Source organism: Labrenzia sp. C1B70, from assembly GCF_000475395.1.
Lineage (GTDB): Bacteria > Pseudomonadota > Alphaproteobacteria > Rhizobiales > Stappiaceae > Roseibium > Roseibium algicola.
In genome coordinates, this window is record NZ_AXCE01000062.1 from 210,575 (window position 1) to 232,582 (window position 22,008).

At 59.7% G+C, this 22,008-nt stretch carries 18 protein-coding genes; 2 read left to right on the forward strand and 16 right to left on the reverse strand.

The window, feature by feature from the left end; translation table 11 throughout:
• Positions 1-2: 2 nt before the first annotated feature.
• The 8 genes from Q666_RS61895 to Q666_RS65290 form a co-directional block, all read right to left on the reverse strand.
• Positions 3-206, reverse strand: a complete 204-nt coding sequence (locus tag Q666_RS61895) for a hypothetical protein (protein WP_023002073.1) — start codon at positions 204-206, stop codon at positions 3-5.
• Between the two features lie 103 nt (positions 207-309).
• The gene (locus Q666_RS61900) at positions 310-984 is read right to left on the reverse strand and encodes a YceI family protein (protein ID WP_023002072.1); all 675 of its coding nucleotides are present in this window, start codon (positions 982-984) and stop codon (positions 310-312) included.
• 205 nt (positions 985-1,189) lie between these two features.
• On the reverse strand, positions 1,190-1,981 hold the full coding sequence (locus Q666_RS61905; protein ID WP_023002071.1) for an isocitrate lyase/phosphoenolpyruvate mutase family protein: 792 nt from the start codon (positions 1,979-1,981) through the stop codon (positions 1,190-1,192).
• Between the two features lie 340 nt (positions 1,982-2,321).
• Complete coding sequence (gene groL / locus Q666_RS61910; RefSeq protein ID WP_031269757.1) at positions 2,322-3,962, reverse strand: chaperonin GroEL; 1,641 nt, start codon at positions 3,960-3,962, stop codon at positions 2,322-2,324.
• Between the two features lie 54 nt (positions 3,963-4,016).
• The gene (gene groES / locus Q666_RS61915) at positions 4,017-4,304 is read right to left on the reverse strand and encodes a co-chaperone GroES (protein WP_006935644.1); all 288 of its coding nucleotides are present in this window, start codon (positions 4,302-4,304) and stop codon (positions 4,017-4,019) included.
• Positions 4,305-4,582: 278 nt separating this feature from the next.
• Positions 4,583-5,149, reverse strand: coding sequence for a hypothetical protein (locus Q666_RS0134265; protein ID WP_023002069.1), 567 nt, complete (start codon positions 5,147-5,149; stop codon positions 4,583-4,585).
• Positions 5,150-5,330: 181 nt separating this feature from the next.
• Positions 5,331-6,821 (reverse strand): sigma-54 dependent transcriptional regulator, encoded by a 1,491-nt coding sequence (locus Q666_RS61920; RefSeq protein WP_023002068.1) that lies wholly within the window; start codon positions 6,819-6,821, stop codon positions 5,331-5,333.
• A 214-nt stretch (positions 6,822-7,035) separates the two neighbouring features.
• Positions 7,036-7,842 (reverse strand): hypothetical protein, encoded by an 807-nt coding sequence (locus Q666_RS65290; protein ID WP_023002067.1) that lies wholly within the window; start codon positions 7,840-7,842, stop codon positions 7,036-7,038.
• A gap of 376 nt (positions 7,843-8,218) precedes the next feature.
• On the opposite strand from Q666_RS65290, the gene Q666_RS61930 reads away from it, so the two are divergent.
• Positions 8,219-9,781 carry an EAL domain-containing protein gene (locus tag Q666_RS61930; RefSeq protein WP_023002066.1) on the forward strand — a complete coding sequence of 521 codons (1,563 nt, stop codon included), beginning with the start codon at positions 8,219-8,221 and terminating at the stop codon, positions 9,779-9,781.
• Between the two features lie 347 nt (positions 9,782-10,128).
• Here the strand turns inward: Q666_RS61930 and Q666_RS61935 are convergent, their stop codons facing one another.
• The 5 genes from Q666_RS61935 to ileS form a co-directional block, all read right to left on the reverse strand.
• On the reverse strand, positions 10,129-11,457 hold the full coding sequence (locus tag Q666_RS61935; protein ID WP_023002065.1) for a pitrilysin family protein: 1,329 nt from the start codon (positions 11,455-11,457) through the stop codon (positions 10,129-10,131).
• Between the two features lie 2 nt (positions 11,458-11,459).
• Positions 11,460-12,935 carry a pitrilysin family protein gene (locus tag Q666_RS61940; protein ID WP_235814919.1) on the reverse strand — a complete coding sequence of 492 codons (1,476 nt, stop codon included), beginning with the start codon at positions 12,933-12,935 and terminating at the stop codon, positions 11,460-11,462.
• Positions 12,936-13,131: 196 nt separating this feature from the next.
• Entirely contained in the window at positions 13,132-13,803 is a 672-nt protein-coding gene (locus Q666_RS61945; RefSeq protein WP_023002063.1) for a hypothetical protein, read from the reverse strand.
• Positions 13,804-13,917: 114 nt separating this feature from the next.
• Positions 13,918-14,451, reverse strand: coding sequence for a signal peptidase II (gene lspA, locus Q666_RS61950; protein WP_023002062.1), 534 nt, complete (start codon positions 14,449-14,451; stop codon positions 13,918-13,920).
• Positions 14,452-14,472: 21 nt separating this feature from the next.
• A complete protein-coding gene (gene ileS, locus Q666_RS61955; RefSeq protein WP_031269751.1) occupies positions 14,473-17,433 on the reverse strand; it encodes an isoleucine--tRNA ligase in 2,961 nt (986 codons plus the stop codon).
• A gap of 380 nt (positions 17,434-17,813) precedes the next feature.
• On the opposite strand from ileS, the gene Q666_RS61960 reads away from it, so the two are divergent.
• Positions 17,814-19,097: a glycosyltransferase family 87 protein gene (locus Q666_RS61960; protein ID WP_023002060.1), complete on the forward strand. Its 1,284-nt coding sequence runs from the start codon at positions 17,814-17,816 to the stop codon at positions 19,095-19,097.
• Here the strand turns inward: Q666_RS61960 and Q666_RS61965 are convergent.
• The 3 genes from Q666_RS61965 to Q666_RS61975 all read right to left on the reverse strand — a co-directional run bounded on the left by Q666_RS61965 (position 19,089) and on the right by Q666_RS61975 (position 21,903).
• Entirely contained in the window at positions 19,089-20,024 is a 936-nt protein-coding gene (locus tag Q666_RS61965; protein WP_023002059.1) for a DMT family transporter, read from the reverse strand. The genes Q666_RS61960 and Q666_RS61965 overlap by 9 nt on opposite strands.
• A 248-nt stretch (positions 20,025-20,272) precedes the next feature.
• Complete coding sequence (locus Q666_RS61970) at positions 20,273-21,271, reverse strand: bifunctional riboflavin kinase/FAD synthetase (RefSeq protein WP_023002058.1); 999 nt, start codon at positions 21,269-21,271, stop codon at positions 20,273-20,275.
• 185 nt (positions 21,272-21,456) lie between these two features.
• Complete coding sequence (locus Q666_RS61975; RefSeq protein WP_023002057.1) at positions 21,457-21,903, reverse strand: MaoC family dehydratase; 447 nt, start codon at positions 21,901-21,903, stop codon at positions 21,457-21,459.
• Between the last annotated feature and the right edge of the window lie 105 nt (positions 21,904-22,008).

Below are 22,008 nucleotides of genomic sequence, written 5' to 3' on the forward strand. Positions count from 1 at the left end.
GATCAGGCCAGGAAGACGACCGAAGTCAGCAATGCCAGTAGCAGGATGATCACCGCTGCGACCCGCCAGATGGTGCCATATCTGGAAACCGGGGGAACCTGGGATTCCAGTTCCTGATCGGTCTGGGCATCCTGGGCGATCGTCCTGTTGAGTTGATCGGCATTCTCATACTGGTCTGACGCAGTCTGTCGCATACTCTGTGCCATCGGTCTCTCCATGGTTCAATTCTAGGAAGAAAACCGTCAGAGGCGGCTAAGGTTCCGAAAACCGTGTAAGACGGTCACGCATGAGGAACGGACGCTGACCGGATTATTGCGCTTCAGCCTCTTTCAGTGGTGGGCCGCTGAACTCCGTTTCGATCACGAACTCAACATCATCCCCCACCCCGAGGTTGGAGCCTTCTGGCGGAAGTCCGTAAGACATGCCGAAATCGGACCTTCTCAGCGTACCTGTTGCGGAAAATCCGATCCGAGCCTGTGGGTCGTAAACCGCCAGGCCCGGATAACCGCCGTTGAAACGCACGTCGAGCTCAACTGGCCGCGTTTCTCCCCTGAATGACAGGTCGCCTGTCACGACGGCAGTTTCAGCGCCGGTCAGTTCAATGCTGGTCGAGCGATAGGTGATCTTCGGGTGATCTCCTGCATTCAGCCAGTCCGGGCCAAGCAGCATGTCGCGAAAGCCATCGGGTGGCGTTGCGGTCAGATGCAGGGATGCGACGTTTATGTCGACGCTCAGGCTGGCGTTGGCCGGATCAGCGGGATCGAGTTCCAGTGCGGCGTCAAAGTCAGCAAAGGACGCGTTGTAGTATGAAAAGCCGAGATGATTTGCCCGGAAGATGAGCGTCGAATGGAATTTGTCGATCTTGTAACTGCCTGCCGGTAGAGCCGTCGCGGCGTCACCTGCATTTGCAGCAAGTGATGGCAACAGCACCGCTGCGACACCGCAAAGTACAGACAGAAAACGAAGTCCCGGGGACAGTGGCATAGTGGTTCCTCTATTGACCGGTAGTTGGAAACAGCGGTGTGTTCAGGCCGATTTCAGGTGCAGCCTTGGCTGAATTACCTGTGGCCATAGCCAGTGGTCTTGCCGATCGGCCACCAGGCAATCAAAAAATACCGACCAGTTGGTATGTTGTCAATCTTGCGGCCCTGATCTGTCGCCGGACGAGGAAGGTGTTGGGCTTTGGCATCTAACAAAGCCTTGACCATGCGGGAGCAGCATCAAGGCTGGTAAAATCTCCCGCGGCGATGGTTTGACCCAGTGTATTGATCGCATTGAGAGCCGCGCGGGTAAATGATCCGCCAAGACTGATCCGCCGCACGCCAGCGTCTGCGAGCTGGTCGAAGGACAGGCCCGATGCACCTTGCCCGATGACATGGTTGACCGGAACAGGTACCGATGCGCAGACCGTCCGTATAGCTTCAAGATCAGGTAGGCCCGGTGCGTAGACGACGTCTGCCCCTGCTTCGGCAAAAGCGGACAGACGGCGAAGAACCTCATCGAGGTCATAGGATCCCTTGCCGAGACCATCGGCGCGAGCCGTCAGGACGATCCCGGATTTCCGGGCCTCCAAGACAGCGGCCTGAACGCGCTCGAGAGCTTCGGAATATGGTCTTATACGACCGGGATTGGACGTGTCCCGATCTTCTATCGAGATGCCGGCAAGCCCGGCTTTCGCGGCAAGTGCGACCGTCTCCGCGACACCTTCCGGTGTGTCTGCAAAACAGTCTTCTCCGTCCAGGGTGACGGGAAGGCCAGTCGTACGGGACAATGCCGATGCGTGGTCGATCGCTTCCTGCCTGGAAATTTGCCGGGAACTATCGCGCCGGCCCGTGGTGAAGGCATATCCCGACGACGTGGTGGCCAGTGCCTTGAAGCCGCAGTGCACCAACAGCCTGGCGGATACGACATCCCAGGGGTTGGGCACAATAAAGCACCCGGTCTCGTGCAGTTCTCGAAAGACATTGGCTGGGCTGGACATTTGAAGGATGCGCGAAGAGCAGGGCTATCTTGGACCGATATGAAAACACAGAGGTAGCAAGAAAGGCAAGTGCTTCCGTTGGTTGAGTTGCTGTTCAGTTTTCTGGAAACCCATGCCAGCCCTGGGCTGCCTTGCAGTACAAGCATGATATGACGGGCGGCCAAGAAAAAGGGCGGTCCGAAGACCGCCCTTTCTGCAAAGCTTGTGAGCTTTGGGCTTCTTGGAAGCCCATGCCGCCTCCCGTGCCGCGAGGCGGCACAAGCATGAGATGATGGGCGGCCAAGAAAAAAGGGCGGTCCGAAGACCGCCCTTTCTGTAAAGCTTGTGAGCTTTGGGCTTCTTAGAAGCCCATGCCGCCCATGCCGCCCATGTCGCCGCCCGGCATTGCCGGAGCGTCTTTCTTCGGCAGTTCAGCAACCATGGCTTCGGTGGTGATCAGCAGACCCGCGACGGAAGCTGCGTCCTGCAGAGCAGTACGGACAACCTTGGTCGGGTCGATGATGCCAGCTTCGATCATGTTGACGAACTGTTCGGTCTGAGCGTTGAAGCCGAAGGACGGATCGTCGTTTTCCTGGATCTTGCCAACAACGATGGAGCCTTCGACACCAGCGTTTTCAGCGATCTGACGGATCGGAGCTTCCAGAGCGCGCAGGACGATCTTGATACCAGCTGCGATGTCGGCGTTGTCGGAGGCCAGGCCTTCGACTGCCTTCTTGGCGCGCAGCAGAGCGGTACCGCCACCCGGGACGATGCCTTCTTCAACGGCAGCGCGGGTTGCGTTCAGAGCGTCGTCGACGCGGTCTTTTTTCTCTTTCACTTCGATTTCGGTCGCACCGCCAACGCGGATAACGGCAACGCCGCCTGCGAGCTTTGCAAGACGCTCCTGGAGCTTCTCACGGTCGTAATCGGAAGTGGTTTCTTCGATCTGAGCCTTGATCTGGGAAACGCGGCCGTTGATGTCGTCCTTGGAGCCAGCACCGTCAACGATGGTGGTGTTTTCCTTGGTGATGGACACCTTCTCGGCGGTGCCGAGCATGTCGAGGGTCACGTTTTCCAGCTTGATGCCGAGATCTTCGGAGATCACGGTGCCGCCGGTCAGGATCGCGATGTCTTCCAGCATGGCCTTGCGGCGGTCGCCGAAGCCCGGAGCCTTGACAGCAGCAATCTTCAGGCCGCCACGCAGCTTGTTGACGACGAGGGTGGCAAGTGCTTCGCCTTCAACGTCTTCAGCAATGATCAGCAGCGGACGGGAAGACTGAACAACAGCTTCCAGGATCGGCAGCATGGCCTGCAGGTTGGAAAGCTTCTTCTCGTGCAGCAGGATGTACGGCTTTTCCAGGTCAGCCATCATCTTGTCAGCGTTGGTGACGAAGTAAGGAGACAGGTAGCCGCGGTCGAACTGCATGCCTTCAACGACTTCGAGTTCGGTTTCGAGGGACTTTGCTTCCTCGACGGTGATCACGCCTTCGTTGCCGACTTTCTGCATGGCTTCGGCAATGTCCTTGCCGACCTGCTCGTCGCCGTTAGCGGAGATCGTGCCGACCTGTGCAACTTCACCAGAGGTGGTGATGGTCTTGGAAGCAGCGGTCAGAGCCTTGACGGCTTCAGCAGCAGCAAGATCAACGCCGCGCTTCAGGTCCATCGGGTTCATGCCGGCTGCAACAGCCTTGGCACCTTCCTTGACGATGGCCTGAGCCAGAACGGTCGCGGTGGTGGTGCCGTCGCCAGCGATGTCGTTGGTCTTGGAAGCCACTTCGCGCACCATCTGGGCGCCCATGTTTTCGAACTTGTCTTCCAGTTCGATTTCCTTGGCAACAGACACACCGTCCTTGGTGATGCGCGGTGCGCCGAAAGCCTTGTCGAGAACGACGTTACGGCCTTTCGGGCCGAGGGTCACCTTGACGGCGTTTGCGAGGGTGTCGACACCACGCAGCATGCGCTCACGTGCGTCGGAGGAGAATTTTACTTCTTTAGCAGACATGTGATCGTCTCACTCTTTTGGAACAGTTTGAAATCAGAAGCGGTTCGCGGCTGGTTACGCGATCACGCCCATGATGTCGGATTCCTTCATGATCAGGAGGTCTTCACCGTCGATCTTGACTTCGGTGCCGGACCACTTGCCGAACAGAACGCGGTCACCAGCCTTGACGTCGAGCGGAACGATCTCGCCGTTGTCCTTGCGGGCGCCGGTGCCGATGGCGATGATTTCGCCTTCCTGCGGCTTTTCCTTAGCGGTGTCCGGAATGATGATGCCGCCAGCAGTCTTTGCTTCAGAATCTACGCGGCGAACGACGACACGGTCGTGCAGTGGACGAAATGCCATAACACTGTTTCCTCTCATGAGCGCGCCCCACGCAATAGGCAGCGCGCGAGACATGAACATTGGGTTGCGTTGCACGGAAGGAAATTGCCTCCCGTCACCAATTAGCACTCCTTAACAGCGAGTGCTAACAGCGCCATGGATTTATGTAGCTGTGCTCAGCTTGTCAATGCTTTGTGACGAGAATTTAATCGCAATCGGTCGCGTTGCGCCTATGGGGTAGTCAACAGACCGGGGAGGCGGAATTATGGCGCCGCTGCTGCTGCGTCAGCGAGCCCGGCTCAATTCGCGCCGGAAACGCTGAAAGGCAGTGTAAAGGCGTTCGTTTTGCCGCCGATTTCGTCGGTGAAGCTCGTTTCCAGCTGGTAGTCGCCGGCCGGCAGGCCGCTGAACTGAAACGTGAGGGCCGCGGAAAGTTCACGCTGCTTGGACCGGCCGCTGCCGGAAAAGGTCGCGAAGTTCTCCTGTTCGGCCAGAACCTGGCCGGATTTGGTCAGCAGTCTGTAGTCCGCGGTCAGCTCATAGGCATAACCGCCTTCGGTTTCCTGAAAGCCGTAACCGACCGGTTCCGCGTAGACAGACAGCGCTTCACCATCGGCAAACGTTGCATCAGCGCGCGGCGTATACTGGCCATATCCGGTGCTCGGGCTGGAAGCGAAGGTTGCGGCCGTGAACGAAAGACCGGCAGCCGCCCATGCCTGATCATAGGCGGCAAGTGCGTTCTGGAAAGCTTCTGGAGGACTGGCGGGGGATTGGGCCTGCGCGGACAGCTGTCCAGCAGACAGTCCGGTTGCAATCAGAACAGCAGACAGCGTCTGCCGAAAAGCACATTTTCCCACCAGCATCATCTATATCCCCGCACGCCTTTAAATCTTGTCGTTTTCAGCGATTTTGCCGATATAAACCGACTTGTCCGATTAAACAAGGCAATGTGTGCGGCGCGGTAAACGCCGGATTTAGCTGTACTCTACTCGTTATCCGCGAAAGTAGAAAACCCGATTGTGGTTAACGTGTCGCCGGTCCGGGCATTTACATGCTGCGGGCTGTCCAGGACTGGCGCTTTCGGTAGATAGTGGAAGGGCTGATCTCAAGGGCTGCTGCCGCCATGGCGATGTTGCCGTCAAAGGCATCAAGAGCGTCTTCGATGATGCGCCGCTCCTGGGCCCAAAGCGGCTCGATGGTTCCGAACGGTCGGCTTGGCGGTGCCACGCGCGATCGCTCGCGGGACAGGTCGATCAAGGTGCCCGGCCGGCTGCTCTGGTCACGAATGATCAGCGGCAGCATGTCGTATGTGACAGCGGCACCGTCATTCATGACAACGATCTGCCGGATCGTGTTCTCAAGCTGGCGGACGTTGCCCGGCCAGGGATAGGAAATGATCCGCGCTTCCGCGTCCGCATCAAATCCTCTGAAACTGCGCCGTTCTTCCGCGGAATAGCGTTCAAGGAAGGTTTCGGCGAGCGGCAGGATATCGTCGCGGCGCTCTCTGAGAGGCGGCATGTGGATCGGCAGCACGTGCAGCCGGTAGTAAAGGTCTTCGCGGAAGCGGCCGGCGGATATTTCCTGAACCGGGTTCCGGTTTGTGGCGCAGATGATGCGCGCGTCCACCTTGCGGGTATGTGTGTCACCGAGGCGCTGGAACGTCCCCGTCTGCAGGAAGCGCAACAGCTTGCTCTGCAGGAGAAGGTCCATCTCGCCGATCTCGTCCAGGAACAGCGTGCCGCCATCGGCCTGTTCGGCCGCGCCCGCACGGTTGTCTGCAGCTCCGGTAAAGGCGCCGCGCACATATCCGAAGATCTCGCTTTCAATGAGGTCTCGCGGAATCGCCGCGCAGTTCAAGGTGACGAAACGGTTGGACCGGCGCTCGGATAATTCGTGAACTGCAGCAGCGCACAGTTCCTTGCCCGTTCCGGACTCTCCGGTAATGAAGACCGGAGCCTGCGACGGCGCCATGCGACCGATCTGGTCGTGGATGTCGCGCATCTGGGCGGAGGTGCCCACCAGGCGGTTCGTTCCGGAGCTTTCGGTCCTGATCTGTGCGGCGCGAAGCGGAGGTGCTGAAAGCTCCGGCATTGAAACGACAGGCTGGACATTCTGCGCTGCCGCGGGAGCAGCCGGTTGAACGGGCCTTCTTTGTTTCAGCTGGAAGGAAATCTTGGACGCAAGCGCATCGAGCGAGAAGGGCTTGGTCAGGAAATCATGGGCTCCGGCGCGCATTGCGCTGACGGCCCGCGAGACAGACCCCTTGGCCGATACCGCGATGATGACCGCCTTGGGACAGCGAACCGCATAGGCTTCCAGGGCTTCGTCGCCACCGATGGTTTCCAGATCGATGATCAGAATGTCGGTGGTCTTGTCTGCAAGGTCCTGCAGGCAGGACGAGGATTCCGTGTACAGGATGGGGTCCGTACAGGCATGAGACAGCTTGGCGCAGACCGCAGAGGTGCGGGCAGCCTCGGAGGCCGTTGCGTCAAGTACGCGTACTATAACAGGCAGCTCTTTGCCCTCATTACTCCCCATTGCTGGGTAACTCCCATCGCTGGATACGGGTCATTCGAATATCGAAAGATTCGTCAATTTGATAATTCTCCGAACAGGGTAAACAAAGCGTTGTCAGATGACGCAAATTGCAGGCGATCTTCGCTTTCGGCACAGAAAAGGGCCGAAGTGAGCAAAATATTCCAGCTCAGGCGGTGTGTGGTGGATATGTCGAAGACCGGTCAGACCTGAGAAATCAAAGGCCGGCCGACAGGTATCCTGCCAGGAAACTGGCAAGGCAGAGGGCGAACACCAGCCAAAGGTCAACGGGATGTGCCAATGCGCGTTGCAGCTTTCGGAAGACTTCCGGAAGGCCGGTTTTACCCGGTGCGTTGGTTCCGGTGCGCAAGGCGCGTGCAGGCGACCGGAAGGCATCATGCTCGTCCACGGTTCCCGACACCCCACCTGTTTCAAGGTGCGGATGAGCCATCGTTTCCGGCGTGAAGTGTCTTTCGGCCAGGTCCCCGTCTGGCGCATCTTTGGCGGCAAGGTCTGCTGCACAATCCGGCAACGACCCGGCGTGCGCCGGTTGAAACTCCGGCGCGTAGCTGCCTTTGGGAATGGTGATGCGCACGGGGTCGTTGGCACCGGACCCGGCATAGTATTTCTCTAGCCTGCGCCGCAGCCGGGCGGCCTCGACACGTACGATAGGGTCCGTCACCGGATTGAAGTCTTCCGGCCGCCCGAGCGCTTCAACCGCGATCGTATAGCCTTTGATCTTTTCCTGTTGTCTGTTCAGCGTGGCATGCACGACAAACCCCAGGAAGGCGCGCAGCTGGGGCGCGGACTGGAATTCGGAGCTTTTCAGGGTGTTGATGAGCGCGGCCTTGATCTGCTCCTCGCAGGGAAACTGCTCCTGCACTGTGTTCGGGGCCGCTGCTTCACCTGACTTGAGAGAAGTTGAGGCCTCGGGTGCGGGGCGGTCCTTGGCAGGCTGGTCTATCTTCGCATCCGGCGCATTGTCGCGCGGTGCCCGATATGTCGTTTGTTCGGCTGCATGCATATCAGCCCCCTGCTAGACCTGTTGACTGATCCGCCGCGAAATAGCTTCCCTTACGTAAATTTAGACGAAGTACTACCGAATGCAACGGTCAAAAAGTCATGGGGACGTCATTGCCCGGTGCGGCCAGCGGGTGAGTGGGAGACTTGTGGTTGTGAGCTGTTTGAGACACTGTGAACGCTGCGTGAGGAGCGAAAAACGCCGAAATACCGTGACGCATCAACCATAGTCGGGGACAAGTCACGGATTCCATACCGCAAGGCGGTTGTAGATTCGGCCACGCATGGTTCTTAAGGCATGATTAACCAGTAACTTTTGATTCGCGTTGGAACTTTCGAATACCATGGGGCGGACAGGGACCATATTCGTAGCAATTTGCATGGCCGTGATCGCGCTGTCGTCTGCGACAGTTCTGGTCTTCCAGTTCGGACGGCCGTTCGGCGAAGCTGTTTCCCTGTCGCTTGCGCTCATGTGCACCATGATCCTGATCCACCTGCTGATCGGTCGTGCGCGCGACCGCGGCGCGGTGAGTGAAGCGGTCGACCGTCTTGAAGAGCGCATGGCGGATCTGGACGAGGATGTCGGCAATCTGGAAGGCAGGCTCACGGGCATGGAACACACCATGCCGCGCCGTACCCGCGCTGAAATCGACCCTCTGTTTGCTGAAGTTGAAGTTCTGGGCACCTTGGTCAAGCAGATGGCCGAGGCCATGTCCGACCTTGAAGCGAGGGTCGAGGACCAGCAGGCCATCGCGCCGCCGCCGCAGATGCCAAGCCTGCCACGTTATCAGCAGCCGCAGGAGACCTACCAGGAAGAACGCCGGTCCACCTATCAGGCGCCGCAGAACTGGCCTCCGGTTCAGCAGCCTGCGCAGGCCCCGCAGCGCCAGCAGCACGCCCCGGCGTCCTTTTCTCATGAAGCGGACAACGCCATGCAGGAGCCCTATGCACCAGCGGCTGAACCGCGCCGGGACATGAACGATTTCGATCGACGCTATGGTGTGCACGCGCCGCGTCTCGAGGATAAGCTGGGTCATGTTCCGGTCAAGGCACAGCCGAACCACCAGCAGCAGGATTACGCATTCGAACTGCCGGATGAACCCGACCAGCGCCTTGCCGCACGTACCGCGATGCCGGCCGAAAAGCCGAAGCCGAACATGGCCATGCGCGAACTGATCACGTCGGCACTCAATGCCAACCGGGTGGAGCTCCACCTGCAGCCGATCGTGACACTGCCGCAGCGCCAGGTGAAGTACTATGAAGCCTTCACCCGCCTGCGTGACAACGGTGGCAACCTGATCGAAGCATCGGCTTTTATTCCCGAAGCGGTTCTCTCGGGCCAGATAGCCCGGATCGACAATCTGCTGCTGTTCCGATCCATCCAGGTCGTGCGCCGCCTGACCTCGCGCAATCGCAATGCCATCCTGTTCTGCAATATCTCGTCGCAGTCGCTGGTTGACGAAACCTTCTTCCCGGGCTTCCTGGAATTCGTGAAGGCGAACCAGGATCTGGCCGATGTGCTTGTGTTCGAATTCTCCCAGGACGATGTCGCCCACATGGGCGGGATGGAGCTGGAAAGCCTGAGTTCGCTGTTCGAAGCCGGGTTCCGCTTCTCCGTCGACCAGATCGCGGACATGAAGATGGACTTCAACTCCCTGGCGGGCCGGGGTTTCAAATACGGCAAGCTGCACGCCGACTATCTCATCGGGCGCCGCGAAGCCAAACACGGCCACATCCATCCGTCCGATTTCGGCGACCTGCTTCATCGCTATGGCATGCAGCTGATCACTGATCATGTGGAAACGGAATCCCAGGTGCTGGAGTTGCTCGACTACGACGTCAAGCTTGCTCAGGGCAACCTGTTCTCGCCGCCGCGCCCGGTGCGTGCGGAAGTGCTGCAGGGCGCACCGGCACCCGGCCCGAGACGGTCCGCCGCCGGTTGATCCGCACAAGGCGCTTCCGCGTTTCCGAAACGATAACCTGCTTCGACATTTCAGCCGCCGTGAGCCGGCGGAGCAGCTCATGACATTGGTCTGCCGCCATATGGCAAAAGCAGGCGGCTTGAGGGCTTTTCCACTCGGCCTTTTTCAAGTGCCGACCTGGATCCTCCTGTGTCACCTCGGACAGGCGGATCGCAATGCCTGTCTCGAATGCACGTTTTCTGCCTTGAAGGCTGGTCCCAGGCTCGAGCAGTGATAGGTCGCACTTCAGTCTGGCAGGCAAAATCAAAAACGCCCCGGTTTGAGCCGGGGCGTTTGTCATTGAGGCAGCGTTGTTGGTGGTTTGGGGTTTACCCCTGCTTCGGGCCGACGGTCACCACTGTCGGAGCCTTGTCGGCCAGCAGGCGCTTGGCCACCCGTTTGACGTCGTCCAGTGAAATAGCCTCGATCTCGCTGTTGCGGCGGTCGAAATAATCGATCCCCAGTTCCGCATTCTGCAGAGCGACCAACTGCCGGGCAATCTTGCCGGAACTGTCGAAGCGCAGAGGGTAAGAGCCGGTCAGATACTGTTTGGCAGACTGCAATTCGTCTTCGCTCGGTCCGGTCTCGGCCATGCGACTGATCTGTTCCAACATGATCTTCACCGTCTCGTCCGCCCGGTCCGCCTTGGTCGCGGCATTGGCGATCAGAAGACCCGTGTGTGCGTAAGGAGAAAGAGATGTGCCGGCGCCATAGGAAAGTCCGCGCTTTTCCCGCACTTCTTCATACATCCAGGAGGTGAAGGTTCCGCCACCTAGAATGTGGTTCATCACAAACGCGGCCTGATAGTCGGGATCGTCACGTGTCAGCCCGGGAAGGCCGAGCAGGATCGTGGTTTGCGGTACCGCCAGCTGCTGGTTTACCCCGGTTCCGAACTCCGGTTCGAAATCGGCAATCTGCACCAGCTGTCCTTCCTCCTGCAGAGGAGCAAAGACCTTGTCGAGAATTCCGGCGAGGGTTTCAGCATCGATCGCACCGACGACACCGATGATCAGCCCCTTGCGGGCGAGAAGCTTGCCCTTCTGGTTTGCAAGGTCATCCGCGTTCAGGCCGGCCAGTGTTTCGGCGGTGCCAAGCGTTGGCCGGGCGTAGGGGTGATCACCGAACATTGCTTCGGCAAGGGCTCTTCCGGCAATCGCATCCGGATCGCTTTCGTTGCGTCTCGCCCTTTGCGACAGCTGGGCCTTCATCCGCTCCACCGGGGCTTCGTCGAAGCGCGGCTTGTTCACGGCGAGGGCCAGAAGGTCACTGGCCTCGTCAAGGGTTGGCGTCAGGGTCCGCAAGCTGCCGTAGAACCGGTCCTTGCCGGTGCTGAAGTTGATGCTGATGGCAAGTTCTTCCAGCTTGGCCTGGAAGGTCTCGGAATCCATTTCACCTGCGCCTTCGTCCAGCGTCGCGGCAAGCAGGCGCGTCAGGCCTTCCTTTCCGACAGGGTCCTGCGCGGAGCCGCCGTCGAAGGAAAAATCGAGCGCAATGATAGGCACGGTATGGTCTTCTACCAGCCAGGCAGTGATGCCTTTGGGGCTGGTGACTTCCTGGATCTCGACGGCCTGCGCCAGCCTCATCAGGCCAAGCAGGGCGACAAGCGACAAAGCGAGGGCGGAGACCGGACCGCGCAGGGAGAAGAGGGTGTGTGCCATGATCAGGACTTGTCCTTCGTCTGGGGCGCATCGGATTGGGCGGCATCGGGCACGACGGGCGGTTCCATGCGCAACTCTCCGACCACGGGGAGGCCGGCGAGATAGGTGCGGGCCGCATCCAGGACATCTTCAGGGGTGACAGCCTGTACCTGCGAAGGCCAGGTCTGGACGTTTTCGATCGTTTGCCCAGTGGTCAGGGCACCGCCGAAAAGGCGTGCCAGGCCGGATTGGCTGTCCTGGGCGTAGATCGCGCTGGCGACCATGCTGTTTCGGGCGCGTTCGACTTCTTCTTCCGTGACGCCGGTCTCGAGCAGTTTCTGAAGTTCGGTCGTTATCAGCCGTTCCATGTCTTCCAGCGTGTAACCGGGGCGCGGCACGGCGTAGAGACCGAAGCGGCCGTTATCAAGGGCGCTGCCCTGATAATAGGCGCCGGCGCTGAGGGCGGCTTCCTGGTCGAGAACCAGTGCCTTGTGCAGGCGGCTGGAGGGCCCTTCGCCCAGAATATACGACAGTATGTCCAGCGCCTCGGGCGTGCGGCCTTCGCCGGTGGTCTGGCTCGGCACAATCCATATTTGCGACAGGGACTCCTGGCGCACCCGCGGATCGGAAACGGCAATGCGTCTTTCACCCGCAAGCGGCGGCTCGGCCGGCCGGAGGCGTTCTCCAGGCTCTGCGCGCCGGGCAACCTTGCCGTAGGTTTCCTGCGCAAGCTTGCGAACCGCATCAACGTCCACATCACCGGCAATTACCACCACCGCGTTGTTGGGCGTGTAGAACCGGTCGTAGAAAGCGATCGCAGCTTCCTTGTTGAGCGCTTCGATTTCGCTCTGCCAGCCGATGACGGGTGAGCCGTAGGGGTGGTTGACGAAGGTGATGGAATTCAGCGCCTCCTGCAGCCGGGAACCGGGTTCACTGTCGACCCGCATGCGCCGCTCTTCCAGAACCACGTCCCGTTCCGGCGTCACGACTTCGTCGCTCAGAACCAGGTTCTCCATCCGGTCGGCTTCCAGCTTCATCATGAGCGGCAGATGCTGCTTGGCGACTTTCTGGAAATAGGCAGTGTAGTCGGTGCTGGTGAAGGCGTTCTCCTGGCCACCGCGATCGGCAACCATCTTGGAGAATTCTCCGTTGGGATGGTCGTGAGTACCCTTGAACATCAAATGTTCGAGAAAATGCGCAACACCAGACTGACCTTCCGGTTCATCGGCGGAACCGACCTTGTACCAGATCATGTGGGTGACAACCGGTGCCCGGCGGTCCGGGATGACGACTACCTGCAAACCGTTATCCAGCGTGAAGCTTTCAAGGTTCGGCGCAATCATGAGGTTTCCTGCCGTTGCCGGCGCGGAAAAGGCGCTGCCCGGCACAAGGGCCATGCCGCCGCCCAGCAGGAGCGCAGGCATCAGCACAAGGCCGATGGAGCGCTTCAACCGCCGCACGGGGGATGTCTTGTCGTGCTTCGAGGACGATGGGTTCACGTGCAACTCCCGTTCTTTGTCGTTCGAACAGCATGCGCTTCAACCAGTTGCGGGAAAAGCGCAAAGCCGGGCAATTTCATGGTGGCCAACAAAAAAGACCTCCGAACCTATCCTCCATATAGGAGGTGCGGTCCGGAGGTCCCGTTACAATTTTGTCATCTGCCTTTCGGACCCTGAAGTCCGGTCACTGAAGAGATCAGTTACAGAAGTTCTGGTCGCCTTCCAGGCAGCGCGGATCGAGCGGCTTGGAGTCGTACTCGTCGTAATTCGTCGGCTTGCGCTTTTTCTTCACCACTTCCGGCATCGGTGCATCCGGAGAAGGCGTGCTGTAGCCGGTGGGCGGATCGGTCAGGTAGCGGCGTGCGGACAGGCCATTCTGCTCGATACCTGCCTGCTGGGACCGCAACTGCTGCAGGCGCTCCCATTCGGCCCGCTGCTCTTCACGGGTCAGCTTGCCGCCTTCGGTAATCTCGTTGAAGCGGCGCTCCGCGTCGAGATCGCGATTCTGACCGGTGACACCGGTAATCTTGAAGCCGCGCATCTGTTCCGGGGTCAGCGCTTCGCTGTTCATGCTGCCGGTCTTGCCGGAGCTGGCATAAAGCTGCTTCAGCTCGGTCAGCTGTTCGTTTTCACGCTGCTTCGGCCAGTTCTGATCGTTCACACCGGCAACATTCGTTTCCGGTTCGGGAAGGTTCGTCGGCTCTGCGGGCATGGCCAGCGGTCCGCGTGGTTTGTACTCGATCTGCTTTTCGTTCGGATCGACGGCGCCAAGGCCTTTCATCACGGTGTCGACAAGGGCGACATCCGGTGCCTGGCTCGTGCCATCCGCTGCCTGGCATGCGGCCAAACCGGCCAGAAGCACCAGCACTGCAGAATTCTTTACAAACCCAACTAACGTCCGCACTGCGCAGACCCCTCGATTTCTCATAAAAAACAGCCGGCAGCACTCCGCCCGCGATCAGTCGTTGTCCAGCCTAAACCATTATTTTGCGGCTGAATTAGGACCATCTCGGAAACTGTCATACAGGAGACCGACGACGCCCGCAACGATCCACACATCTGCCAGGTTGAACACGTACCAGGAGAACGTGCCGACGTGGAAATGGACGAAGTCGACAACGGCGCCATAGGTCAGTCTATCGATCCCGTTTCCGATCGCCCCGCCAATGACCAGTGCCAGGGCGAGGGCCACCAGGCGTGACTGGCAACGCGCCGACCAGACCCACAGGCCAATCGTGACTGCAATCGTCACACCGGCAAGAAGCCAGCGGCCCAGGTCGCTGTTCTGCTGGAACAGGCCATAGGAAATACCCCGGTTCCAGACCAGAACGATCTCGAGAACCGGCAAAAGGTCGACCGGCCCGTTGCGTGCAAGATCAAAGCCGTAAACCAGCCAGAGCTTGCTGCCCTGGTCGATGACAACGCCGACAAGCGCGATCAGAAGCACAAATGTGCTGAAACGGCCCCAGAGAAGGGGCCGTTTCGTATTGTTGGAAGATGTATCCTGTTGCGTCATCGTGACCGGGAACCCTGCCGCTCAGGCTGCGGCATGGGCAGCGTCCCATTCACGCAGGGCGGCAGCATCGCGCAAGGTCACATCCGGATAATCCGGATCGGAGCCTACTTCCGGCAGGATCTTCCAGGAGCGGGCGCATTTGGTACCCTCGGCAAGGCCGGGCACGACAGCCACACCCTTGGTGTCGCCGAGCGTGAACGCGCCTTCCGGTGCAGGTTCGCTGCTGAGCGTCAACTGGCTGGTGATGGCGATGTCCGCCATGTCCTTGCCCTTGAGCGCGTCCATCAGTTCCGCATCGGTGACATGCACGACCGGGTGAGCTTCCAGCGAGGAACCGATCCGCTTTTCACGACGCTCGATTTCCAGCGCGCCGGTGATCACGCGGCGAACCGTCTTGATCTTCGCCCACTTGGCGGCCAGTGCATCGTCACGCCATTCGGCCGGAACGGTCGGGAACTGCTCCAGGTGAACGCAGGCATCCTCGCCGTAACGGGAGGTCCAGGTTTCGTCCATGGTGAACGGCATCATCGGTGCGAGCCAGGTCACCAGGCAATCGAACAGCTTGTCGATCACGAAAAGCGACGCCTTGCGGCGCACGGACGAAGCCGCATCGCAATAAAGCGCGTCCTTGCGGATGTCGAAATAGAAGGCCGACAGTTCCACCGTCATGAAAGTGAACAGCTGGTGGAAGACCTTCTTGTAGTCGAACTCCCAGTAGGCTTCACGGATCATCTTGTCGAGTTCGACCAGCCTGTGCAGCATCAGCCGCTCCAGCTCAGGCATGTCGGCCAGCGCTACTTCTTCGCCGGTGGCATGGCCAAGTGAGCCCAGCATCCAGCGCAGCGTGTTGCGCAGCTTGCGGTAGCTGTCGACGCTGGTCTTGATGATCTCCGGCCCGAGGCGCTGGTCTTCCCAATAGTCGGTGGAGGCCACCCACAGGCGCAGGATGTCTGCGCCATACTGCTTGATGACGTCCTGCGGGAACACCTGGTTGCCGAGAGACTTTGACATCTTGCGGCCGTCTTCTGCCATGGTGAAGCCATGTGTCAGAACGGCGTCGTAAGGTGCATGACCGCGTGTGCCGCAGCTTTCCAGCAGCGAGGAATGGAACCAGCCGCGATGCTGGTCGGAGCCTTCAAGGTAAAGGACATAGTCCTTGCCGCCGTCGGTCTTGCGCTTGGGGGCGAGATCTTCGCGCTGTTCCAGAACGAAGGCATGTGTGGACCCACTGTCGAACCAGACATCCAGGATGTCACGGACCATGTCCCACTCGTCTGCCTTGTAGTCGTTGCCCAGGAAACGTTCCTTGGCGCCGTCCGCAAACCAGGCGTCGGCACCCTCCGCCACGAAGGCATCGAAGATGCGCTTGTTGACGTTTTCGTCCTTCAGGACTTCAGAAGTTTCCTTGTGGATGAACACGGTGATCGGCACACCCCAGGCGCGCTGGCGCGACAGGACCCAGTCCGGCCGGTTCTCGATCATGGAGCGCAGACGGTTCTGGCCGGCACCCGGCACGAAGCGTGTCTCATCAATGGCGTTCAGTGCCCGCGTGCGCAGCGTGTCGCCTTCGCCGGACAGCTGCTTGTCCATGTAGACGAACCACTGCGGCGTGTTGCGGAAGATCACCGGCTTCTTGGAACGCCAGGAATGCGGATAGGAATGCTTCAACCGGCCGAGGCCGATCAGGTTGCCGCTTTCCTTCAGCTTTTCGATCACGGCCTTGTTGGCCTTGCCCTTCTCGCCCTTGTGCGTGATGACTTCGCAACCTTCGAAGCCAGGGGCATCCTTGGTATAGAAGCCGTCATCGGCAACAGTGAAGGGGATCGCGGTGTTGATACCGCGTGCTTCCAGATCGGCCCGTTTGGTCATCCAGATTTCAAAGTCGTCCGTGCCGTGGCCGGGTGCCGTGTGCACGAAGCCGGTACCGGCATCGTCGGTGACATGGTCACCGTCCAGCAGCGGCACGTCGAATTCGTAACCGCCGAGATCGAGCCCTGCCAGCGGATGAGCACAGGTCAGGGTTTCCAGCTCGTCGTTGCTGACGGACCGGACACGCGCAAAATCGGTGATACGGGCGTTCTTGAACACTTCGTCGGCAAGGGCATCCGCCAGGATCAGCTTGTCGCCCTTCTGGACCCAGTTGTCGTCCGGCAGTCCGTCCTGCGTAACCTCGTAGAGGCTGTAGTTGATGCGCGAGGAATAGCTGATGGCGCGGTTGCCCGGGATGGTCCAGGGCGTGGTCGTCCAGATCACGACCGAAGCGTCCAGCAATTCCTCGACAGCCGCTTCATCACGTCCGCCGGCACTTTCGACCGGGAACTTCACCCAGATCATGTCGGACTGGTAGTCCTGATACTCGATCTCGGCTTCGGCAAGCGCGGTCTTTTCGACCACCGACCACATCACCGGCTTGGATCCGCGGTAAAGCTGGCCGGAGGTTGCGAACTTCATCAGTTCCCGGGCAATCACGGCTTCGCTCTCGAAGCGCATCGTCAGGTAAGGGTTGTCCCAGTCGCCCTCGATGCCGAGGCGCTTGAACTCCTTGCGCTGGACGTCGATCCAGTGCTCGGCGAATTCGCGGCACTCGCGGCGGAATTCGTTGATCGGCACCTCGTCCTTGTTCTTGCCCTTGGCGCGGTACTGCTCCTCGATCTTCCATTCGATCGGCAGGCCGTGGCAGTCCCAGCCCGGAACGTAGTTGCTCTCGAAGCCCGTCATCTGCATGGAGCGCGTGACGATGTCTTTCAGCGTCTTGTTCAGCGCATGGCCGATATGGATGTTGCCGTTGGCATAGGGAGGTCCGTCATGCAGCACGAACTTGTTGCGGCCCTTGCCCTGTTCGCGCAGCTTTTTGTAGACGTTCATCTGCTCCCAGCGAGCGAGGATTTCCGGCTCTTTCTTGGGAAGGCCGGCGCGCATCGGGAATTCGGTCTGCGGCAGGTTCAGCGTTTCGGAATAGTCGCGTTTATCTGTCTCGGTCATCGTCACGTCGATCCGGTCGTTCGGGCCCTGGGCCCGCGTCATATGTCAGGATGATTGCCGGCCCGTTTCGGGCAGCAACATGAAATCAGGAAGTCCCGGTCCCTGGCGCCGCATTGCCGCGTCAGCCGAAGGCCGGGCAAGTAATTCGCGTAATCGCGATCGTCGGTCTGGCGACGACTATGAGAGCCTTGTGTTGCATGGCAAGGGACATAGCAGCACTTCGGCGATGAATAAAGATGTTCCGGCAATTCCTGTGTTGTTTGTCTGTCCGGCAAACGTACAACTTCCGAAAATCGGCTTCGGGTAACCGAATATGAATGTCTTTCGGTCATGGATAGGCCCGGATTGAGACGGGTGAGCGACGGACAGACCGGCAGAAAATGGCCAATCAGGTGAAACAGGCGGCAAATGGGTCGCAGGCGGGCGTAGACAAGGCAAGTCTCTGGTCTCGCGGTGTCGTGACGGGCGACTGGCTGAGCTGGGACCGGATCGGCTTTGCATGTCTGTGCTCGGCGATCGGTTTCACGCTGGGCCTGTTGTGGATGCTGGTGGTGCCCAACACTTATGGCGCGCCCAACGGCACGTTGCTGATGGATTACCTCAGCTTCTGGATGGCAGGGGGCCAGGCTCTCAACGGAACGCCGGAAGTGGCATACAGTCCCGCTGCGTTTTCCGCCCTCCAGCAGCAGTACACCGGATCAGACACCGTCTTCGGTTTCTTCTATCCGCCCACGTTCCAGATGTTGCAGATGCCGTTTGCGCTTCTACCCTACAAGATTGCGTTTGCCGTCTTTATCGGGATCACCACGGGTCTGTTGTGTCTGGCCTGCCGCCTGATTGCGGACAATTGGCTGCTGGCCGCCTGTCTGATACTCGTTCCGGCCTGCGCGAACAACGCTTTCCATGGCCAGAATGCAGCGTTGACCGCAGCGCTCTACGGTTTCTTTCTCGTCGGGATCGAACGGCGGCAGATGGTGTGGGCGGGCATCGCGCTGGGTCTTCTGACCATCAAGCCGCAGTTGGGCATCCTGGTTCCGCTGGCCCTTGTTGCCAGCTTCAATTGGCGGACCTTCCTGAGTGCATCCGTCTCGACGCTGGTGTTCGCTGCGCTCGGCGTTGCGGTACTCGGCTTTGGCACCTGGCAGGCCTTCTGGATTCAGGCGCCGGTTGCCTCCGCCATGATGGAGCTGGGCGGCGTTGAATGGGTCAAGATGATTTCGGTTTACGGTGCAGGCAGGGTGCTGGGGCTAGGTCATCTGCCGGCGATGTTGGTGCAGGCGGTCTTTGCCCTTGCCGCTGCCGTTTGCGTGTGGCGTGTCTGGCGGCGGACGGACGCCATGTCGGTGCGGGCTCCGGTCCTCGTCGGCGGCACCTTGCTGGTCACACCCTTTGCCCTTTCCTACGACCTGACGCTGATCATCATCCCTTGCGCCTTCCTGATCCGCGAGGGCCTTAGAAACGGCTTCTTGCCTTACGAGAAAATAGCGCTCTTCATCATCATCGGCCTGTCTGCATCCACCAGCCCGTTTGCGATCTGGCTCGGCATGCCGATCGCACCCGTCCTGCCGGTGATACTCGTCTGGCTGGGGCTGCGCAGACTGCAGTTGCACGCCGCAAATCCGGGACGAGAGCGCTTCGACGGCGCGGTTGCCGGATCAGTTTGAGGCCGCCTGCCGCAGCTTGCGCTCGCGGTGGGTGATGTAGAGCCCGCTCGAGATGATCAGGGCAATCCCCAGCCAGGTCGGGCCGTCCGGAAAATTGGAAAAGACCAGATACCCGAACAGAGTGGCGCTGACGATTTCGATATATTGCAGCGGTGCCAGCATACTGGCGCTGCCGCGTTGAAACGCGGAAACGACAAGGCCGTGGCCGGCGAAGGAAATGAGCCCGATCAAGGCCAGCAAGCCGGACTGGGGGGCGTCCGGCATGACGAATTCCATGCCTTCGATCCCGGTCAGATATCCGATTACGAGACCTGTCCCGAGCAGCAGTGAACCGGACAGGCCCGCGCTGAACTGGATGGTCAGAAGATCGTCGCGAACGGGGTAGAGCCTGTTGAGCAGCAGGTAGAAGGAAAACAGAACGGCGGTTGCGACCGGCAGCAAGCTGACGAGGCCAATTTCCGCCAGCGTCGGTCGCAACACGATTATGGCCCCCAGCAGGCCAACGAGAATGGCGCCGATCCGCCGCGGGCCGACCTGTTCCTTCAAAAGCACCGCCGCCAGGATGGTAAGGACCATGGGTTCAACAAAGAAGATCGAGATCGCGGTCGCCACCGACATGTACTTCACCGCAGTGAAGAAACAGAGCGATGCCGTGCCCAGAAGAATGCCGCGCAGGTAGTTCACGACCGGTTGCTTGCCCCTCAGGTGCATGAGGCGGCCGGTGACCAATGCAATGGCAAGGCTGATCAGAAGCTGAAAGAAAAAACGGCCGAATGTGACTTCAAGCGTCGGCAGCTCCGCGGAGAGATATTTTGCGGTGATATCCATCACCGGCAGCAGCAGCATGGCCGACGTCATCAGGAAAATCGCCATGAGTGGGTTCTGCTCGACATCCCCGGAACGCGAGGAAATGGATGGACGCTTCATCGTGCTGCAACCTCCGGAGCGTCTTCATCACTGAAAACCACACGCGAACAGGGATTTCGCCGGCTTTCCGGCGATGGGCAATCGCTTGGGAGAAGGACCGGCAACAAGGAAAGGGCCGGGCAAAAATCTCTGCGGTCGCTGACCGCAGCAGGATTGCCGATCCATATTCCTTTTGAAGTTGAACGTCTCCCGGAGCAAGCCGGCAAACGCCTAGTTCGTCAGAAAAGAGAAAATATTTTGAAGGCTGCTCAGGCGGAAAGATCGAGCAGTTTCATGTCGAGTTCGGAAAGCGGCTGTAGCGAGCCGAGCGCGGCGCGGGCTTCTTCGCTGTCCCGGTCCATCTGGGCAATCAGTGCCTCGACCGAGTCGAACTTTTCTTCGCCGCGCAGATAGGACACCAGGTGCACGCGCAGCGTCTTGCCGTAGAGATCTCCGGCAAAGTCGAACAGGAACACTTCAAACAGTGCGGCGCCGTTGTCGAAGGTCGGGCGGCGACCATAGCTGGCGACGCCGTCATGCCAGGCCCCGTCGACACGGACCTTGACCGCATAGATGCCCTGCTTCAGCGGGCAGTCCTCGGTAAGGCTCATGTTGGCGGTCGGATAGCCGAGGTCGCGGCCGCGCTTGTCTCCGTGGCGCACGTCCGCCTCGAAGAACCAGCGGTAGCCAAGGAGACCGTTTGCCTGGGCGATATCCCCCCGTGAGAGGCTGTCGCGGATGCGAGTGGAAGAAATGACTTCGGCGCCTTCGTCTTCCTCGCGCTGGACGATGGTCACGCCGAAGCCGTGGTCGGCGCCGGCGGAACGCAAATAGTCTGGCGTCCCCTGTCTGGCCCGGCCGAAGTGGAAGTCATAACCGGTGACCGCGTGGGAGATGCCGAGCGTATCGATGAGAATGTCCTGAACGAAGGCATTCGCTTCGATGCCGGCAAACTCCCGGGTGAAGGGAAGGATGAGCGCGCCATCGAGACCGCACAGGCGCAGCAGGTCGAGTTTCTGCTGTGGCGGGGTCAGACGGAAAACGGGTGTGGACGGGTTGAAGACCGTGCGCGGATGCGGCTCGAAGCTCATGGCATAGACCGGATGATGCGTGCCGTGGCCAAGACCGAGCGCGGCGTCGAGCACGGCACGGTGGCCCCTGTGAACGCCGTCGAAGTTGCCGATGGCAACGACGCCGCCTTTCAGGTCCGCCGGAAAGGCATCCAGGCTTTCGATGATCGGAAAGCTGGAGGGATCAGTGGAGCTCATGCGGCAAACCTTCGCGCAACGATACGTCACAACGGTCCGGTGTGCCGGCCCGTCCTGCAGGAACACGTCAAACAAGGCGCTCCGGGTGGAGCAGCCCTGCCGACTTTGGCGTGGAACCTGCCGTCAAGCAAAGCAAAGGTCAAGATGGGGATGTGCCGAAGACTTGCCTTTGCGGTCGCTGCCCGTCAAAGACCTGATTGATCTTCGTCCCGGCCTGGAACCTTCACAAGTGCCTCGCCTTCCAGAACCACGGTGTCGTCGACACTGCAGATACAGGAAAGGCGGGCACGGTTGCCGCGCTCCATCAGTTCCTCGACGGTGACAGTCACCTTGACGTCATCGCCGATCCTGACCGGTGCCTTGAAATTGAGCGTCTGCGACAGATAGATCGCGCCGGGGCCGGGAAGGCGGGTGCCGAGCACGGCCGAGATCAGGCTGGCCGTATAGAGGCCATGGGCGATTCTCGTCTTGAAGGGCGTGCGGGCGGCAAAATGTTCGGACAGATGAATCGGGTTCCGGTCGCCGGATACTTCCGCAAAGCCGACCACGTCGGAAGAACTTACATGCTTCACGAGTACTTCGCTCATACCCACGGAAAGATCTTCGAAGCAGAGTTTTTGCAGTTCCAACATTACGGTTTCCGCCCTGATTTGTCTTGATTTGAAGTAGGCGGACGCTAGGCGGTGCAAGGTTTTCTGGCAATTGTGCTTTGGGCGAAGAAAAAAGCGCCTGTTATT

Coding starts and splice junctions, on each gene's coding strand:
- Q666_RS61930 (WP_023002066.1), top strand. CDS start 8,219: ATGGCCGTGATCGCGCTGTCGTCTGCGACAGTTCTGGTCTTCCAGTTC.
- Q666_RS61905 (WP_023002071.1), bottom strand. CDS start 1,981: ATGTCCAGCCCAGCCAATGTCTTTCGAGAACTGCACGAGACCGGGTGC.
- lspA (WP_023002062.1), bottom strand. CDS start 14,451: ATGACGCAACAGGATACATCTTCCAACAATACGAAACGGCCCCTTCTC.
- Q666_RS61895 (WP_023002073.1), bottom strand. CDS start 206: ATGGCACAGAGTATGCGACAGACTGCGTCAGACCAGTATGAGAATGCC.
- Q666_RS61920 (WP_023002068.1), bottom strand. CDS start 6,821: ATGGGGAGTAATGAGGGCAAAGAGCTGCCTGTTATAGTACGCGTACTT.
- Q666_RS61960 (WP_023002060.1), top strand. CDS start 17,814: ATGGCCAATCAGGTGAAACAGGCGGCAAATGGGTCGCAGGCGGGCGTA.
- Q666_RS0134265 (WP_023002069.1), bottom strand. CDS start 5,149: ATGATGCTGGTGGGAAAATGTGCTTTTCGGCAGACGCTGTCTGCTGTT.
- Q666_RS61975 (WP_023002057.1), bottom strand. CDS start 21,903: ATGTTGGAACTGCAAAAACTCTGCTTCGAAGATCTTTCCGTGGGTATG.
- Q666_RS61935 (WP_023002065.1), bottom strand. CDS start 11,457: ATGGCACACACCCTCTTCTCCCTGCGCGGTCCGGTCTCCGCCCTCGCT.
- Q666_RS61900 (WP_023002072.1), bottom strand. CDS start 984: ATGCCACTGTCCCCGGGACTTCGTTTTCTGTCTGTACTTTGCGGTGTC.
- ileS (WP_031269751.1), bottom strand. CDS start 17,433: ATGACCGAGACAGATAAACGCGACTATTCCGAAACGCTGAACCTGCCG.
- Q666_RS61965 (WP_023002059.1), bottom strand. CDS start 20,024: ATGAAGCGTCCATCCATTTCCTCGCGTTCCGGGGATGTCGAGCAGAAC.
- groES (WP_006935644.1), bottom strand. CDS start 4,304: ATGGCATTTCGTCCACTGCACGACCGTGTCGTCGTTCGCCGCGTAGAT.
- Q666_RS61970 (WP_023002058.1), bottom strand. CDS start 21,271: ATGAGCTCCACTGATCCCTCCAGCTTTCCGATCATCGAAAGCCTGGAT.
- Q666_RS65290 (WP_023002067.1), bottom strand. CDS start 7,842: ATGCATGCAGCCGAACAAACGACATATCGGGCACCGCGCGACAATGCG.
- groL (WP_031269757.1), bottom strand. CDS start 3,962: ATGTCTGCTAAAGAAGTAAAATTCTCCTCCGACGCACGTGAGCGCATG.